The organism is Candidatus Endolissoclinum faulkneri L5 (assembly GCF_000510265.1).
GTDB lineage: Bacteria > Pseudomonadota > Alphaproteobacteria > Thalassobaculales > Thalassobaculaceae > Thalassobaculum > Thalassobaculum faulkneri_A.
Genome location: NZ_CP006745.1, coordinates 554,904 through 572,674, shown reverse-complemented (window position 1 = coordinate 572,674; position 17,771 = coordinate 554,904). Strand labels below are relative to the sequence as shown.

The 17,771-nt window shown below is 39.4% G+C and carries 15 protein-coding genes and 2 tRNA genes; all 17 read left to right on the top strand.

Annotation, left to right across the window (positions count from 1 at the left end):
• Positions 1-68: 68 nt before the first annotated feature.
• Positions 69-1,481, top strand: coding sequence for a trigger factor (gene tig / locus P856_RS01735; protein ID WP_144079720.1), 1,413 nt, complete (start codon positions 69-71; stop codon positions 1,479-1,481).
• Positions 1,482-1,691: 210 nt separating this feature from the next.
• Positions 1,692-2,327 (top strand): ATP-dependent Clp endopeptidase proteolytic subunit ClpP, encoded by a 636-nt coding sequence (gene clpP / locus P856_RS01730; protein ID WP_025300451.1) that lies wholly within the window; start codon positions 1,692-1,694, stop codon positions 2,325-2,327.
• 246 nt (positions 2,328-2,573) lie between these two features.
• Positions 2,574-3,842: an ATP-dependent Clp protease ATP-binding subunit ClpX gene (gene clpX / locus P856_RS01725; RefSeq protein ID WP_025300450.1), complete on the top strand. Its 1,269-nt coding sequence runs from the start codon at positions 2,574-2,576 to the stop codon at positions 3,840-3,842.
• A gap of 132 nt (positions 3,843-3,974) precedes the next feature.
• Positions 3,975-6,389, top strand: coding sequence for an endopeptidase La (gene lon / locus P856_RS01720; protein ID WP_144079719.1), 2,415 nt, complete (start codon positions 3,975-3,977; stop codon positions 6,387-6,389).
• Positions 6,390-6,838: 449 nt separating this feature from the next.
• A tRNA-Val gene (locus tag P856_RS01715) sits at positions 6,839-6,914 on the top strand.
• Positions 6,915-8,002: 1,088 nt separating this feature from the next.
• Positions 8,003-8,079, top strand: a tRNA-Asp gene (locus tag P856_RS01710).
• 229 nt (positions 8,080-8,308) lie between these two features.
• Positions 8,309-8,674: an NADH-quinone oxidoreductase subunit A gene (locus P856_RS01705; protein WP_025300448.1), complete on the top strand. Its 366-nt coding sequence runs from the start codon at positions 8,309-8,311 to the stop codon at positions 8,672-8,674.
• On the top strand, positions 8,665-9,204 hold the full coding sequence (locus tag P856_RS01700; RefSeq protein WP_025300447.1) for a NuoB/complex I 20 kDa subunit family protein: 540 nt from the start codon (positions 8,665-8,667) through the stop codon (positions 9,202-9,204). The genes P856_RS01705 and P856_RS01700 overlap by 10 nt, the downstream gene beginning before the upstream one ends.
• Positions 9,205-9,253: 49 nt before the next feature.
• Positions 9,254-9,886, top strand: coding sequence for an NADH-quinone oxidoreductase subunit C (locus P856_RS01695; RefSeq protein WP_025300446.1), 633 nt, complete (start codon positions 9,254-9,256; stop codon positions 9,884-9,886).
• An 11-nt stretch (positions 9,887-9,897) separates the two neighbouring features.
• On the top strand, positions 9,898-11,076 hold the full coding sequence (locus P856_RS01690; protein ID WP_025300445.1) for an NADH-quinone oxidoreductase subunit D: 1,179 nt from the start codon (positions 9,898-9,900) through the stop codon (positions 11,074-11,076).
• Positions 11,073-11,729, top strand: a complete 657-nt coding sequence (locus P856_RS01685) for a complex I 24 kDa subunit family protein (protein WP_025300444.1) — start codon at positions 11,073-11,075, stop codon at positions 11,727-11,729. The genes P856_RS01690 and P856_RS01685 overlap by 4 nt, the downstream gene beginning before the upstream one ends.
• A gap of 19 nt (positions 11,730-11,748) precedes the next feature.
• Positions 11,749-13,041 carry an NADH-quinone oxidoreductase subunit NuoF gene (gene nuoF, locus P856_RS01680; protein WP_025300443.1) on the top strand — a complete coding sequence of 431 codons (1,293 nt, stop codon included), beginning with the start codon at positions 11,749-11,751 and terminating at the stop codon, positions 13,039-13,041.
• Positions 13,042-13,103: 62 nt separating this feature from the next.
• Positions 13,104-15,227 (top strand): NADH-quinone oxidoreductase subunit NuoG, encoded by a 2,124-nt coding sequence (gene nuoG, locus P856_RS01675; protein WP_025300442.1) that lies wholly within the window; start codon positions 13,104-13,106, stop codon positions 15,225-15,227.
• A gap of 9 nt (positions 15,228-15,236) precedes the next feature.
• Positions 15,237-16,235 carry an NADH-quinone oxidoreductase subunit NuoH gene (gene nuoH, locus P856_RS01670; RefSeq protein ID WP_025300441.1) on the top strand — a complete coding sequence of 333 codons (999 nt, stop codon included), beginning with the start codon at positions 15,237-15,239 and terminating at the stop codon, positions 16,233-16,235.
• 31 nt (positions 16,236-16,266) lie between these two features.
• Complete coding sequence (nuoI, locus tag P856_RS01665) at positions 16,267-16,755, top strand: NADH-quinone oxidoreductase subunit NuoI (RefSeq protein WP_025300440.1); 489 nt, start codon at positions 16,267-16,269, stop codon at positions 16,753-16,755.
• A gap of 92 nt (positions 16,756-16,847) precedes the next feature.
• Positions 16,848-17,456 carry an NADH-quinone oxidoreductase subunit J gene (locus P856_RS01660; protein WP_025300439.1) on the top strand — a complete coding sequence of 203 codons (609 nt, stop codon included), beginning with the start codon at positions 16,848-16,850 and terminating at the stop codon, positions 17,454-17,456.
• A 1-nt stretch (position 17,457) separates the two neighbouring features.
• Positions 17,458-17,766 (top strand): NADH-quinone oxidoreductase subunit NuoK, encoded by a 309-nt coding sequence (nuoK, locus tag P856_RS01655; protein ID WP_025300438.1) that lies wholly within the window; start codon positions 17,458-17,460, stop codon positions 17,764-17,766.
• Positions 17,767-17,771: the final 5 nt, after the last annotated feature.

Below are 17,771 nucleotides of genomic sequence, written 5' to 3'. Positions count from 1 at the left end.
TAAGAAATGAATTTACTTACGCGTAAAACAGCACTGTTTACTAAATTGCTTAACATTGCTACATTCGAGTGGTATTCCAAATTATGCAAGTTACTGAAAACCTCTGCAGTGAAATGATGCGCGAATTCACGATAGTTATTCCAGCTCAGGAATTAGAGGCTGAGTTAACTAGCCGTTTAATAGGACTCGCTCAACAAGTAGAATTGCCAGGATTTCGTCCTGGCAAAGTTCCACATGTTCTGATACGACAACGCTATGGCGATTCGCTGCTTGATAATATAGTCAAAGATTCAATTGTCAAAAGCTCACAACGCGCTATAGAGGAGCACGACCTATCTCCTTCTCATTCGAGCATTGAGATTATATCTTGCAAAAAGAATAGTGACCTGAAGTACAAACTTTTAGTTGAACTTATCCCGGAAATTAAAGATATTGATTTTTCTGAAATAGAGCTGGAGCGTTTGATAGCACTACCTAATGATAGTGAAATAAATAAGACTATTAATCGAATGGCAGAGAGTCAAAGAGAATCAGCACCGATTAAAGAATCGCGTCTCTCTAAGTTAGGTGATGTGATAGTTATAGATTTCGATGGTAAAATTAACGGCGAATCTTTCAAGGGTTGTGCAAGAAAAGATTATTATCTTAAACTTGGCTCTAACACACTTATCCCAGGTTTCGAAGAACAATTAATCAATGTGAATGTTAACGAGAGTAATAAGTTAGTTACTGTCCACTTGCCCTTAGACTACCCTAACTCAAGTCTGGCCGGTAAAGAAGCAATATTCAACGTTACAATAAAAGAAATCCGCGAACTAAAGCCAATTGAAATTAACGATTCCTTCGCGCAAATCTTCGGAGTAGACTCTCTGAACAGTTTAAAAAAAGCGATTGGTGAAATAATAGAAGGCGAATGCTTAGCTGCTACGCGCAATCACCTAAAATGCCAGCTGCTTGATGTGCTTGCTGAAAAAAACTTCTTTATAGCTCCAGTGCAAATGGTAAAGAGAGAATACGATAAAATTGTTAGTCAAGCCTTACAGCATTTAAGCAAAAAAGATAATTTTCTTGAGTTGCCCGAAGAAAAAAACAATAAAGACTATAGAGATGATCATGGTGCTAGTGAGATAATCAAAAATTATAGACTATCTGAGCAAGATAAAATTAATTACCAAGGCATTGCCGAACGCCGTGTGCGCTTTGGCTTGCTACTATCGGCGATTGTTCGTCAAAACAGCATACAAGTGACTGATGACGAAGTTTTGCGCTCAATCAGGGAACAAGCTAGCAGGTCTCTTACTCGAGAGCATGTTAGCTTCAACTCATATCGCAAAAACCGAATTATTGTAAGTCAAATTAGAGCATCCCTACTAGAAGATAAAGTGATTGATTTTGTAATAAAGTCTGCTAAAGTTAAAGACAATAACGTAAGCGTGGATGAACTTTTTTTTCGCGCTTTAGAGGCCAATAGCAAGACTTAAAACCAAGATGAACGAAGAATAAAAATTCTCATCTGAGTATTAATAGATAGCAACAAAACAGCAGCAATAATAAGGTTAAAAATACTCTTAAAAGGTTAATACTTAAATATCTAAATTTTTTAAGATTATCCTTAGTATGATTAAAGACATCATGCTTAATACAAAAGTCGGACAACGACTCTATTAACAAGAATTTAAGGAATAAGCGCAATGGCCGATCCGGCCGAATTTTACATGAACTACTTAGTCCCAATGGTGGTTGAAAAAACAAATCGCGGTGAGCGTGCCTACGATATATATTCGCGTTTACTTAAAGAGCGAATTGTTTTTGTTATGGGGCCAATAAATGATGCAGTTGCAAGCGTGGTATGTGCGCAACTGTTATTCTTGGAAGCTGAAAATCCGGCTAAAGATATTTCGATGTATATTAATTCGCCTGGTGGCATAGTCACATCTGGATTAGCTATGTACGATACAATGGAATATATTCGCCCTGATGTATCGACTGTTTGCATTGGTCAAGCTGCCTCAATGGGCTCTTTGTTGTTGACCGCCGGAGCAAACGGAAAGCGTTATGCATTAAAAAATGCTAGAATAATGATTCATCAGCCATCTGGAGGATTCCAGGGCCAGGCTACCGATATCGAGATACATGCTCGTGAGATATTAGCAGTCCGTTCACGCCTTAATCAAATTTATGTGAAGCATACTGGGCAAAAATTAGATAAAATCGAGAAGGCTATGGAACGAGATAATTTTATGACACCAGAGACTGCAAAAGGTTTTGGAACAATTGACAAAGTAATCAACAAGCGTATTGATCTTGCAAAAGATGCTACAGTCTAACACATGAGATATAATCTTTTTTGTAATACAGGAAAAGCTATGTCCGGTTTCTCATCTTCTATTAGACGAGAGTATTTTATCATAAATGCTTCTTGTATTTTATCATAAATGCTTCTTGTATATAGATACTAATATTTTAGTCTAATTGCATATTCAGCAATTATCGTCAAAAATGATGTTTTGTTATATAATACAATCGAGAACATTATAATTGCATTACATTTTAGATCTACAGGGCCGTGAACCATGAACAAAGCTGCTAGCGGCAGAGGCTCCAACGAATCTAAGAATACTTTGCATTGCTCATTCTGCGGAAAGAGTCAGCATGAAGTACGTAAGCTAATCGCTGGACCGACTGTTTTTATCTGCGACGAGTGCGTTGATTTATGTACAGAAATTATTCGAGAGGAACACAAGACCACACTAGTTAAGTCCCGCGATGGCATTCCTACTCCACAAGAGATTTGTCAAGTGCTTGATGATTATGTGATAAGTCAATGCAAAGCTAAGCGCATACTTGCTGTGGCGGTGCATAATCATTACAAACGTCTTAAGCACATCCAGAAAAATAATGACGTTGAGCTGGCAAAGTCAAATATACTGCTAATTGGTCCAACCGGCTGCGGAAAGACTTTGCTTGCTCATACGTTAGCTAGAATCATTGATGTACCGTTCACTATGTCAGACGCTACTACCTTGACTGAGGCTGGTTATGTAGGTGAAGATGTAGAAAATATAATACTTAAGCTCCTTCAAGCTGCTGATTATAATGTTGACAGAGCTCAACGTGGTATTGTATATATTGATGAAGTCGATAAAATTAGTCGTAGGTCGGCTAATCCTTCAATAACTCGCGACGTATCGGGTGAAGGCGTTCAGCAAGCGCTGCTAAAAATTATGGAAGGTACTGTTGCTAGCGTGCCACCCCAAGGGGGGCGCAAACATCCTCAGCAGGAATTTTTGCAAGTAGATACAACTAATATTTTATTTATTTGTGGCGGTGCTTTTGATGGATTAGAAAAGATTATTTCGAAGGATTCTTCCATTGGCTTTGGGGCTGATATACGAGCACCAGATGAGCGTCGTACCGGCGAAATATTGAAAAATGTTGAGCCAGATGATTTGCTTAAATTTGGCCTAATACCTGAATTTATTGGTCGTTTGCCCGTCATAGCAACCCTTGAAGATCTGGATAAATCAACATTAATAGAGATTCTGACCAAGCCGAAGAATGCTCTAATAAAGCAATACCAGAGACTATTTGAAATGGAGGAAGTAAAACTTGAGTTTCGTGATGATGCTATGTGTGCTATCGCACAGAAGGCTATCGAACGAAAGACTGGTGCCCGTGGCCTGCGATCGATTCTGGAAAACATTTTGCTTGACCCCATGTATGATCTACCAAATTCAAAAGATCTCGAGGAAATTATCATAAATGCTGATGTGATTTCTGCGAGCGCAAGGCCAATATTTGTTTATGGAGAAAGTTCTGAAGAAGCAAAAGCTGGCTTATAAATCAAAAGTCTTGATCCTTAGGTGAGCGCTCGCCACCTAATATGTTTCGAGCGCTATGGTTCATGACCCTCGTGAGGCGCTACGATGTTTACATAGCGAGGGTAACGCTTTTTATTATCGAGGGCAATTAACGTGACCGCAGGAAACGAGGTCTATCCACTGCTACCGCTCCGAGACATCGCAGTGTTTCCGCATATGATCGTACCGCTTTTTGTAGGACGAGATAAATCTGTACGGGCTCTCGAAGACGTTATGAGTGATAATAAAAAGATTCTTCTCGTAACTCAGCGTAACGCTGCAGACGACGATCCTGCACCAGATGATATCTACAAAATTGGTACCATAGGTACTGTGTTGCAGCTCTTAAAACTCCCTGACGGAACAGTGAAGGTTCTAGTTGAGGGCGGAAGGAGGGCGAAAATTCATCGCTATACTTCCAACGTAGCCTTCTTCGAGGCTGAAGCAGAAGTTATAGAGGAAGATGAGGGAGACAAGCAGGAAGTTGAAGCATTGTCTCGTGCAGTGATTAGTCAATTTGAACAATACATAAAGCTTAATAAAAAAATTCCACCTGAAGTATTAATGTCTGTCAACCAAATCGAAGACCCTGCACGACTTGCGGATACGATTGCATCACATCTTGCTTTAAAGATCTCTGATAAGCAGGAGCTTCTAGAAAGTGTTGGGGTGATGGATCGGTTGGAACGTGTTTACGGTTTTATGGAAGGTGAAATTAGTGTTCTCCAAGTGGAGAAGCGGATTCGCACTAGAGTGAAGCGACAGATGGAAAAGACTCAGCGCGAATACTATCTAAATGAGCAAATGAAAGCCATCCAGAAGGAGCTAGGAGAAACTGATGAGGGTCGCGATGATCTTTCTGAGCTGGAAGAGAGAATTAATAAGACCAAATTTTCTAAAGAAGCCAAGGAAAAAGCTGTTCAAGAGTTCAAGAAACTTCGCAACATGAGCCAAATGTCCGCTGAAACAGCGGTGGTGCGCAACTATCTTGACTGGCTAGTTAATGTACCTTGGAAAAAACGTTCCAAGATAAAAAGCGATCTCTCTCATGCAGAGGTGGTGCTTGATTCTGACCATTACGGTTTAGAAAAGATTAAAGAACGAATACTGGAGTACCTTGCGGTTCAGGCTAGAGTAGGAAAAATAAAAGGCTCAATACTATGCTTGGTTGGTCCTCCAGGTGTTGGCAAAACCTCGCTCGGTAAATCAATTGCTAAGGCAACTGGTCGTAATTTTGTTCGTATGTCTCTTGGCGGTGTACGCGATGAAGCTGAAATACGGGGCCATCGACGAACTTATATAGGGGCCATGCCGGGTAAGATCGTCCAAGGTATGAAGAAGGCTAAGACTTCTAACCCTTTGTTTCTACTTGACGAAATTGATAAGCTTGGTCAGGACTATCGGGGTGATCCGTCTTCGGCTCTTCTAGAGGTACTCGACCCAGAACAAAATAATAGCTTCCAAGATCATTATCTCGAAGTCGATTATGATCTTTCTGAGGTCATGTTTGTTACTACAGCAAATACTCTCCGCATGCAACAGCCATTGCTTGATCGCATGGAGATTATTCGGCTTTCTGGCTACACTGAGTATGATAAGGTGCAAATCGCGCGTCATCATCTAATCGATAAGCAAATTCATAATCATGGTTTAAGAAAAGATGAATGGACAATTTCTGATGAAGCACTATACGATCTAATACGTTATTATACTCGTGAAGCTGGCGTGCGGAATTTGGAACGTGAGCTGGCTAATCTAGCTCGTAAAGCGGTTAAAAAAATTGCGCAAAATGGAAAGAAGGAGGTAGCTATTACCCTAAAAAATCTTGAGGATTTTGCAGGCGTTCATCGATATCGTTCTAGTGAGATAGAAGAGTCTGACATGGTGGGTGTTACCACTGGTCTAGCATGGACTGAGGTAGGTGGCGAACTGTTGTCGATTGAAGCTTTAACATTGCCTGGTAAAGGTAAAGTGACCTCTACTGGTAAACTTGGTGATGTGATGAAAGAATCAGTCCAGGCAGCCGAGTCATTCGTAAAATCCCGATCTCTTACCTTTGGTATTCAATCTAGAGTTATTGAAGATTCAGATATACACGTTCACGTACCAGAAGGTGCTACTCCAAAAGATGGTCCATCAGCCGGCATAGCAATGGTTACTTCCATAGTTTCTGTTCTAACTGGTATTCCAGTACGTAGAGATTTAGCTATGACCGGAGAAATAACGCTCCGAGGTAGAGTGTTACCTATAGGAGGATTAAAGGAGAAGCTTCTTGCTGCTTTACGAGGTGGTTTGAAAACCATATTAATTCCTAAAGAAAATGATAAAGATATGGCGGAAATTCCAGATAACGTCAAGCAAGGTATGAATATTATTCAGGTATCAACGGTTGATCAGGTAATTGAACATGCCTTGACAAGAAAACCCGTACCGATTGATGCTACAAATATAGCTTCAGACAATTCTAGTATGGACAATTTATCAAAACCAATAGCTTTTGAATGCGTAAACAATCTAGAAAGGCACTGAAGCTAAAAGATTATAGATCAATCAAATATATTTCAATAAATGCTTGTCAGATAACCTCCATTGCTCGATATCTTACCTTTGCTTATGTCTCAAGATTAACAACAGAGAAAACATTTTGCTTGTAATTTTAATGAAAGTCGATTGATAAGACAAAGAGAAGGGTAGATCCTTGCTTAAAATATTTATAATAGATCCTATATGAAATATGTTAGAAAATAAATATATTTAGGAAATCTTTTATTACTTTTTTAATTATATAATACTCTGAAAATTTATTCTCTGAGAGAAGCAAAAATTTAAATATCTTACTCTTAGATTTCTTAATACGGGTAGATGCTAATCTAAAATTCCATTAGTTTTTAAGATAGATTTTTAACAAAAGTTGGTAAGTTTTACGTTTGATGTGGATTGTCTTGGCTTATTAATTTAACGTTTAATAATAATTTTCAGGGCGGTTAGCTCAGTTGGGAGAGCGAGCGGTTTACATCCGCTAGGTCGGCGGTTCGAACCCGTCACTGCCCACCAGGATATTAATCAAGACTATTTTATTGAAATAGCGCTCTAGAATACGTGTTTCATGCAATGCATTAATAAGGTCTCCTTTAGAATGTCGTGTTGTGGTTGCCAATAAGAAATGTTTCACGACTAGAGATAATTATCTAAAGAAGCAGGCTACTCAAATCTTATTGATAATTGCCATTAATCAGAGTTAATTGATTGGGAGTTTCAGTACAAATCTCTATCATTGTACGTAATCGACACAAATTCGATTTATATTAATAAACGGTGTTTTTGGATAAAGCTAGTTATAATTACCAACTAAATGTTCTACGTTAGAAGCGTAATTTTTTAAGTTTACTCGCTAATTAAATCATTTGATGGCTGTCGTATAAAAATTAATTAAAAAAAGCTATATAGTTATAATTGTGCTATATAGTTATAATTGTTTTGCTATGCTGTGTAAGTTGACGGCGATCAAACCTAAAAGTATTATCAATTTTTCTCTTAACTTAATGATTTTGCTAGAAGTTTAAACTAATCAAATATATGATCATGAATGAGTTTTCTGGAATCTTTTCTGCATTGGATAATTTAGAGCTATAAGTTTATTATGGGATAAGCCCAAAGTAGGATCAATTAGCCAGAATATTATTGCTCAATTTATAGAGAACGCTAGCATCAGCTTTGCCCTGTTTTTAAAGTAGTTTTTTTTAATTAGTTTCTTTAATAATTAGAAAGTTTTTTCAAATTACCTAATAGTTATTTTATGCGCATAGCAATACTAATTAATGCGCAAAGAACGGATATTAATCATTAGCACTATATTAAACTCAGCTATATGATTGAGATTTTTTGTTAAATCAGCTATTTTTTAGGTATTTATATATTAGGTATTTATATATATCTTAAATATGTCGTGTAATATTATGGTTAAATAATTTTTAGGTCGTAGCTCTTTGTTTCTAGCAGTAAATTATGTTGATGATTAATGAGTTGATTAACATATCGTAGTAAACTGTCGACGCAATCAATTGAATTAATTATTCAGGAATGTTTATAGCCTAAATATAAGTTGTAAGTACTAATATTGATTTTTAAGGTGTCCTAAACACGGGGGTGTAGCTCAGTTGGTTAGAGCGCTGGCCTGTCACGCCAGAGGCCGCGGGTTCAAGTCCCGTCACTCCCGCCATTATATTAGCTTTCTTTTGTAACGATATTCGCACATTAAAATCTCTATAAAAATTTAGTAGATTTTTGATAAAAATCTTAGTTATAATCAAGAATATACATAGCAGCGAGCGGGAAAGGATAATAAAGGGAATTGCTCTATCAATTATTTTATTGTTGTATAGCGTGCGGCGTATATAGATATATAACAAAATGACGCTGGTGACTTGCAAGCTAGGAATCGACTTTCTATGAAATTCACATTAAATGAATACCTTCCTATACTAATGTTTTTCATCTTATCTATAGTACTATCCATTGTATTTCTCATGTTATCTTTTTTTATTGGCGTGCGGCGTCCCGATTCCGAAAAACTTTCTGCCTATGAGTGTGGGTTTGAGGCTTTTGATGATTCCAGGCAGCAATTTGATGTACGCTTTTATCTAGTTGCTATTTTGTTTGTTATCTTTGATCTTGAAGTAGCCTTTCTATTCCCTTGGGCAACTTCGCTTTCCGCAATCGGTTTATTTGGATTTTGGTCGATGATGATTTTTCTTAGTATCTTGACAGTAGGATTCATCTACGAATGGAAAAAAGGAGCTTTGGAATGGGACTAATGTCATCCAGCCATTTAATCCCAACTGATAATAATCAAGACCTTGTCCTCTCCAGCGTTGGTGAGGAAATGCAAGAAAAGGGATTTTTCGTTACTCAGCTCGATAAGCTTTTTAATTGGGCGCGTACTGGTTCGCTTTGGCCGATGACTTTTGGTTTGGCATGTTGTGCAGTAGAAATGATGCATACAGCTGCAAGTCGCTATGACTTAGATCGATTCGGTATCATTTTTCGTCCTTCCCCCCGTCAGTCTGATGTTATGATCGTTGCTGGTACATTGACTAATAAAATGGCGCCAGCATTGCGCAAGGTTTATGATCAGATGGCTGAACCACGATGGGTAATATCGATGGGTTCTTGTGCTAATGGTGGCGGTTATTACCACTATTCCTACTCAGTTGTGCGAGGATGCGATCGGATCTTACCGGTAGATATTTATGTGCCAGGTTGCCCACCAACGGCCGAAGCATTGTTGTATGGCATTATGCAGCTTCAGAGAAAAATTCGCCGCACTACAACTATTGCACGTTAACTGTAGAGTTTTAGCTTAATTAGTAAACTTTTGCCACTAGTAGCTAAAGATGATAACAAGCAAGAAAACAGAAACGGGGAGGAAGCTTAAAGAATTAGCTGACTACATCAAAATCCAAATTGGCAGCATTTTAATTGATGTTGTGATTAGCAAAGAAGAACTTTTATTGCGTTGCTCATTGAGCAAGCTTATCGAGATATTAGTTTTTTTACGTGACGATGATCAATGTCATTTTAAGTTGCTAATAGACATCTGCGGAGTAGATTATCCAGAGCGTGAAAACAGATTTGATGTAGTTTATAACTTGCTTTCTACCGGCTATAATACACGTATCCGAATAAAAACTTCGACTGACGAAAATACCCCGCTGCCGTCGGCTACTAATGTTTTTCGTTCCGCCAATTGGTGGGAGCGTGAAGTATGGGATATGTATGGTATTTTTTTTTCTGATCATCCTGATTTGCGCCGAATATTAACTGATTACGGATTTGAGGGCCATCCGATGCGTAAGGATTTTCCGCTAACTGGACATGTTGAAGTTCGCTATGATGATGAGCAGAAGCGTGTCGTATATGAACCAGTTTCGCTAGTACAAGAGTTTCGCAATTTTGATTTTTTAAGCCCTTGGGAAGGAGCACGCCCGCTCTTGACTGATCTTAAGAACAAAAAAGTTAAAGAATGATTCGGTGATTGATGGCAGAATTACAAATTAAACCACTCACAATAAATTTTGGACCGCAGCATCCAGCAGCTCATGGGGTGTTAAGGCTAGTACTTGAGATGGATGGTGAGGTAGTTGAGCGCGCAGACCCTCATATCGGCCTGTTGCATCGTGGAACTGAGAAGTTGATAGAGCACAAAACATATTTGCAAGCATTGCCGTATTTTGATCGACTTGACTATGTTGCACCGATGAATCAAGAACATGCGTATGCTCTTGCAGTAGAAAAACTGCTTGAACTTGAAGTGCCAAAGCGAGCAAAATACATCCGAGTGCTGTACGCAGAAATTGGTCGCCTGTTAAATCATTTACTAAATATAACAACTTTTGCTCTTGATGTTGGTGCTATGACGCCGATGCTTTGGGGATTTGAAGAGCGCGAAAAACTTATGGAATTTTACGAACGTGCCTCAGGAGCACGTCTGCATGCGGCCTTTTTTCGTCCTGGTGGAGTCAATCAAGACCTTCCGACAGGCTTGCTCGAGGACATAAAATCTTGGGCTGATAACTTCCCGAAATTCATTAGTGACCTGGAAAACCTTCTAACAAACAACCGGATATTTAAACAACGTACAGTCGATATCGGCGTAGTAACCCATGAACAAGCTTTAGATATGAGTTTTTCAGGTCCTGTCCTGCGTGGAGCTGGAGCTGCCTGGGATTTACGTACAGCGCAGCCATATGATTCGTATGAAGATTTTGATTTTGATATACCTATCGGGAAAACAGGTGATTGCTATGCTCGCTACTTGGTGCGCATTGAGGAGATGCGTCAGTCACTAAGGATCATTCATCAAGTAATTGACAAAATGCCAGGTGGTCCAGTCAAGGCACTGGATCACAAAGTTACTCCACCAAAACGGAACGAGATGAAATCTTCTATGGAAGCCCTTATTCATCACTTTAAACTATACACTGAAGGTTATCGAGTACCAGCAGGTGAAACCTATACAGCTGTCGAGGCGCCTAAGGGCGAATTTGGCGTTTTTCTAATATCTGATGGAACTAATAAGCCATATCGTTGTAAAATAAGAGCACCGGGGTTTGCTTTTCTAGCAGCATTGGATTTTTTAACACGAGGACATATGCTAGCAGATGCGGTTGCGATCATTGGCTCACTAGATATTGTATTTGGAGAAATTGATCGATGACTATTAAGGAGATAGCCGATGAAAATCTCCAGCCAAAAAGCTTCGAGTGGACAGATGAAAGTCAATTAACGATTGATAAGATATTAAGGCAATATCCAGCTGGTCGGCAAGCTAGTGCTGTAATTCCATTGTTGAATATTGCTCAACGCCAAAATTGTAATTGGGTGCCAATAAAAGCTATAGAATTAATTGCAGATACTCTTGGTATGCCACGCATTCGCGTTTTAGAAGTTGCGACATTTTATACAATGTTTAACCTTATTCCAGTTGGTAAATGGTTTTTGCAACCATGTACTACTACGCCATGCTGGCTGAGAGGCTCAGACGAAGTAATGTCATGCATCAAAGACAAGCTCGGCCTATTCGAACATTACGCCAGTACTTCAGACGGGCAGTTTACTCTACTAGAAGTCGAATGTTTGGGTGTTTGTGCTAATGCGCCTGTATTGCAAATAAACGATAATGTTTACGAAGACCTTAATTATGATCTGACTGGAAAACTGATTCAGAGTTTAAAGATCGGGAAAATGCCTAAATGCGGATCAATGTCAGGCCGCCAGGGATCAATGCCAAAGAACGGCCCGACATCGTTAGTTTCATTGAAAAATAGCGATGGAGTACCAACCTGGTGCACAAAAAAAACCACTTCTTAAGGGGCAAAAGGCTGCTAAGATGCTGAAAGATGAAGATCGAATTTTTACTAACCTTTATGGTTGGTTTGGATCTGATATTATGAGTGCACGCCGACGCGGCGACTGGTCTAATACGACAGAAATATTGAAGATGCCCGCAGAAAAAATCATTGATGTAATTAGATCTTCCGGCCTGCGTGGGCGTGGAGGTGGGGGGTTTTTAACTGGTTTAAAGTGGTCCTTTATGCCAAAGGAAATAAAAGAAAGGCCGCATTACTTAGTAGTTAACGCAGATGAATCAGAGCCAGGTACCTGTAAAGATCGTGAGATTATGCGTCATGATCCTCATAAATTAATTGAAGGATGCTTAATTAGTGGATTTGCTATCCGCGCATCGACAGGATTTATTTACATCCGTGGTGAGTTTTATAATGAGTCATTAATCATACAAAAAGCTATCGAAGAAGCATACGATGCTGGTTTAATCGGTAAGAATGCTTGCGGTTCTGGTTACGACTTCGACGTTATTCTACACCGAGGTGCTGGAGCGTATATATGTGGGGAAGAAACTGCTTTGCTGGAATCTATGGAGGGAAAAAAGGGACAACCGCGTCTGAAACCACCTTTTCCTGCAAGTGTTGGCCTATATGGCTGCCCCACGACAGTTAACAACGTAGAGTCAATTGCAGTGATTCCCACTATTATGCGACGAGGATCAGAATGGTTTGCTAGCATTGGTAGACCGAATAATTATGGTCCAAAGATTTTCTCTATATCTGGACATGTGAATAATCCATGCAATGTAGAAGAGGAGCTCGGCATACCTCTTAGGGAATTGATTGATAAACACGCCGGTGGTGTGATTGGCGGATGGAATAACTTGCTAGCGGTGATTCCGGGGGGGTCCTCGGTGCCGTTATTACCAAAATCAGTATGTAATGAGATTCTTATGGATTTTGATTCGTTACGTGAAGTGCAATCTGGCCTTGGCACTGCAGCAGTAATTGTCATGAATAAACAAACTGATATAATAAAAGCGATTGCTCGATTAACTGCTTTTTATAAACACGAAAGTTGTGGTCAATGCACTCCATGCCGCGAAGGTACTGCTTGGATGTCCCGCGTCATGGAGCGAATGGTGCGTGGTGATGCTGATATCGAGGAAATCGACACTCTGGAAGATGTAACACGACAAATAGAGGGTCATACAATTTGCGCATTAGGTGACGCAGCTGCTTGGCCAATTCAAGGAATAATCCGAAATTTCCGTCCCGAAATGGAAGGTAGAATAACGGCTTATAAGGCTAGTAAACAAATAAAAAACAGTACTTAACCTACTTACGCGAATATATTATATTAAGTAAGTTACGATATATTGTTTTAAGAAAGACGTTCATGCCTAGACTGACAATTGATGGAATTGAAACTGTTATTCCGCAGGGAGGGACAGTTTTGCAGGCCTGTGAGTCTGTTGGTTCCGAGGTTCCGCATTTTTGTTTTCACAGCCGATTATCGATTGCAGGTAATTGCCGCATGTGCCTAGTGGAATTGGAGAATGCCCCAAAACCAATTGTAGCTTGCGCCTTTCCGGCTGACGAGGGAATGGTAATCCATACCAAATCAGATTTTGCTCTTAAAGCTCAGAAGAGCACTATGGAGTTTTTGTTAATTAACCATCCACTGGATTGCCCAATATGTGATCAAGGAGGTGAGTGTGACCTACAAGACCAGGCAATGGGTTATGGATTTCACTCCTCGCGCTACCTTGATAATAAAAGGGCAGTAACTAATAAATACATGGGTCCTCTAATTAAAACAGTTATGACCAGATGTATCCACTGCACTCGTTGTGTACGTTTTTCAACCGAGATCGCAGGTGTAAAAGAAATGGGCATGCTAAACCGTGGAGAAAACGCAGAAATTACTACATATTTAGAGGAAGCGCTAAATAGCGAGCTTTCAGCAAACGTCATTGATTTGTGCCCTGTTGGAGCTCTTACATCTAAGCCTTACGCATTCATTGCTCGTCCATGGGAGCTCAGGAAGACCAATAGTGTCGATGTAATGGATGCAGTAGGTTCTAATATACGTGTCGACACTCGTGGAGCCGACGTCTTAAGAATACTCCCTCGTTTACATGAGGATGTAAACGAGGATTGGATCTCAGATAAGACAAGGTATGCTTGTGATGGATTAAAACAACAACGCCTAGATCGCCCTTATGTTCGCAAGGACGGCAAGTTACAATCTACAAGCTGGCTAGAGGCTTTTACCACTGTTGCTTTAGCCATGAAAAATCTAAAAGGTACACAAATGGCAGCAATTGCCGGAGATATTGTTGACGCTGAATCCATGTATGCGTTGAAGCGATTAATGAATAATTTAAAATGCCCCAATATTGACTGCCGGCAAGATGGAGCAAAAGTTGGTGGCGATATTCGAGCCGCTTACTTGTTTAACACGACTATAGCTGGAATTGAATATGCTGATGCTATCCTTATGGTTGGAACTAATCCGCGTTGGGAAGCCGCATTAATTAATGCGCGTATCCGCAAACGCTGGATGGAAGGACAGATTTCTATTGCTTTGATAGGTAAGAAGGTTAATTTGAATTATGACTACGAACATATTGGTGTAGGACCAAAGACTTTATTTGAAATTATGAATGGATCTCATACCTTTACGAAAATTCTAAAAAATGCTAAACGACCGATGATTATTCTAGGCATGGGTGCGCTTGCACGTAGCGATGGTTCAGCTATTCTTGACGCGGCTCGCAGGATAGCAAACGATACCGGTATGTTTAATAACAATCAGATAGATCAAAAGAAGAATAATATTCATACAGCCAACTGGAACGGATTTAATGTCCTACATACAGCTGCTTCGCGTGTAGCTGGTCTGGATATGAGTTTTTTACCACATAATAATGGCCGCGACGTAACTGGCATAATCGAAGGAACAAAGTCAGGTGCTGTGAAATTAGTTTATTTGCTGGGAGCCGATGAGATAGATAGCGATTTTGGAGATGCTTTTGTAATTTATCAAGGACATCATGGTGACAGAGGCGCTCATATAGCTGATGTTATCTTCCCAGGTGCAGCTTATACGGAGAAGGATGGCATTTACGTAAACACTGAAGGAAGGATTCAAATGGCTGCAACAGCTACTTTTCCTCCAGGAGAAGCACGCGATGATTGGAAAATTTTGCGTGCCCTGTCTGACATAGTTGGTGCGACTATTCCATTTTCCACACTTGAGTCTGTACGTTCTGAACTGCGCGCTGAGTATCCAACTTTCTCTACTATTGATGCTATCCAGCCCGCTAAATGGGGGGTTTTTGGCAATGCTGATGTAATGAGTGACGTACCGTTTAGTTGTACGATCGATAATTTTTACATGACTGATATGATTAGCCGAGCTTCTCGGACGATGTCCGAGTGCACAGAGTCCTTCGTCTTGCAGAGGCGTAATATTACTGGTATTTCAGAACAAATGAATAAGTCGGTTGTAGGATAAAGCCTGAATATGGGATTTATCGATACATATATCATTCCGGGAGCTATCGTATTAGCTCAACTCTTATCCATTGTACTTCCACTACTGATAGCGATAGCATACCTCACGTTTTTTGAACGCAAAGTAATTGGTGCTATACAGTTGCGAAAAGGTCCAAGCTTAGTTGGGCCATTCGGGCTGTTGCAGCCATTTGCAGATGTGCTAAAGCTAATGTCAAAAGAGACTATCATTCCTAGTGGTGCAAATAAGATAATATTTATTTTAGCACCAATGATAACTTTCATACTTAGTTTAGTATCTTGGGCAGTGATTCCCTTTGATGAAGGAATGGTACTGGCAAATATTAATCTCGGTTTGCTTTACTTGTTAGCTATTAGCTCACTTAATGTTTATGGTGTGATTATATCTGGATGGGCATCCAATTCAAAATATGCATTCCTCGGAGCTTTACGCTCTACTGCTCAAATGATCTCTTACGAAATTTCGATCGGTTTGGTTATTATTACTGTACTAATCTGTGCTGGATCGATGAATTTAACCAAGATAGTTGAAGCACAGAAAAATGTGTGGTTTATAATTCCAATGCTACCGATGTTCTTAATATTTTTTATCTCAGCTCTTGCTGAAACGAATCGTGCACCATTCGATTTACCGGAAGGTGAGTCAGAGTTAGTTGCAGGTTATTTTGTCGAATATTCATCAATAGGCTTTGCTTTTTTCTTTATCGGTGAATACGCTAACATGATCTTAATGAGTGCCATCACCTCTATATTATTTCTTGGAGGTTGGTTACCCCCGCTTGATATAGTACCATTTAAATGGATCCCAAATCTCGTGTGGTTCGTCTTAAAAATCTTTCTAGTACTTTTTGTATTCTTGTGGGTCCGTGCTACATTTCCACGCTACCGTTATGATCAACTTATGCGTTTAGGATGGAAGGTTTTTCTCCCTATATCGATGCTTTGGGTAATAATTACTGCAAGTGTAAAAATAATGTTTTTCAAGTAAATTAGATAAACAAATTTAATTAGGATAATTCATGGCTTCCATTAAATATCATATTAAAAATATATTGTTAATCGAATTAATGCGAGGGATGATAATAACATTAAAGTACTTATTCCGCTCCAAGGTAACTATAAATTATCCCCATGAAAAAGGGCCAATCAGTCCAAGATTTCGAGGTGAGCATGCTTTACGTCGCTATCCAAGCGGTGAAGAAAGGTGCATCGCCTGTAAACTGTGTGAAGCTATATGTCCAGCTCAAGCCATCACCATTGAGGCTGAACCACGTATTGACGGATCTCGTCGCGCCACACGCTATGACATTGATATGACCAAATGCATATATTGTGGCTTCTGTCAAGAAGCTTGTCCGGTCGACGCTATTGTCGAGGGGCCAAATTTTGAATTTGCTACCGAAAGCAGGGAAGAACTCTTCTATAATAAAGAGAAATTACTTGCAAATGGTGACCGTTGGGAAATGGAAATTAACAAAAACCTAATTTCTGACGCCTCTTATCGCTAAAACAAAGATCAATCATTAATAAAAAATTAACAATTTTGCATAGATTTTAATTAAAATATTTTTTATTAAAAATGAAGGGGAAATAAATCAACGTGCCTCTATTAGCCTTAATATTCTATGTTTTGGCTATTGTAACTATAGCATCAGCTGTTATGGTTGTTACATCGCGCAATCCGGTACATGCTGTACTTTTCTTAATCTTAACTTTTTTTAATGCGACTGGATTATTCCTGTTGATGGGCGCTGAATTTTTGGCAATGATACTACTTATAATTTATGTTGGTGCTATCGCTGTGTTATTCTTGTTCGTAGTGATGATGCTTAACATTAATTTAGTTATGCTACGCCAAGGCTTTACAAGCTATTTACCGCTCGGTGGATTGATTATTATTGTGCTATTAACTGAACTAATCATGGTGATAGGACTAGGAGATATTGACTTAAATATTGCTGCAAAGGCCACTTCGCCAATTCCCTACCACGTTCCTAATGCAGAAGCAATAGGACGTGTAATTTACACGCAATACGTATTGGCTTTTCATGCTGCTGGCATTATACTGCTTGTTTCTATGATTGGTGCTATCGTATTAACTTTACGCCAACGTACAGATGTGAAACGTCAGTCTATAGACAAACAGAATCTTCTTCTTTCAGAAGAAGTGGTAGAATTAGTTGAAGTGACTCGTAGTAAGGGAGTATAGCATGGAAATTACTATTAGTCATTACTTAATAGTTGCCGCAATTTTATTTACTTTAGGAGTTTTTGGTATTTTTTTAAATCGGAAAAACGTTATTATCATCCTAATGTCGATCGAGCTTATACTGCTCGCTGCTAATATAAATTTTATAGCTTTTTCAACTCAGCTCGGTGATCTTGTAGGTCAAGTCTTTGCACTATTAGTCTTAACGGTTGCAGCAGCAGAAGCAGCTGTGGGACTTGCAATACTTGTAGTGTTTTTCCGTAATCGCGGCTCAATATCAGTCGATGAAATTAATCTGATGAAGGGCTAAGGTTT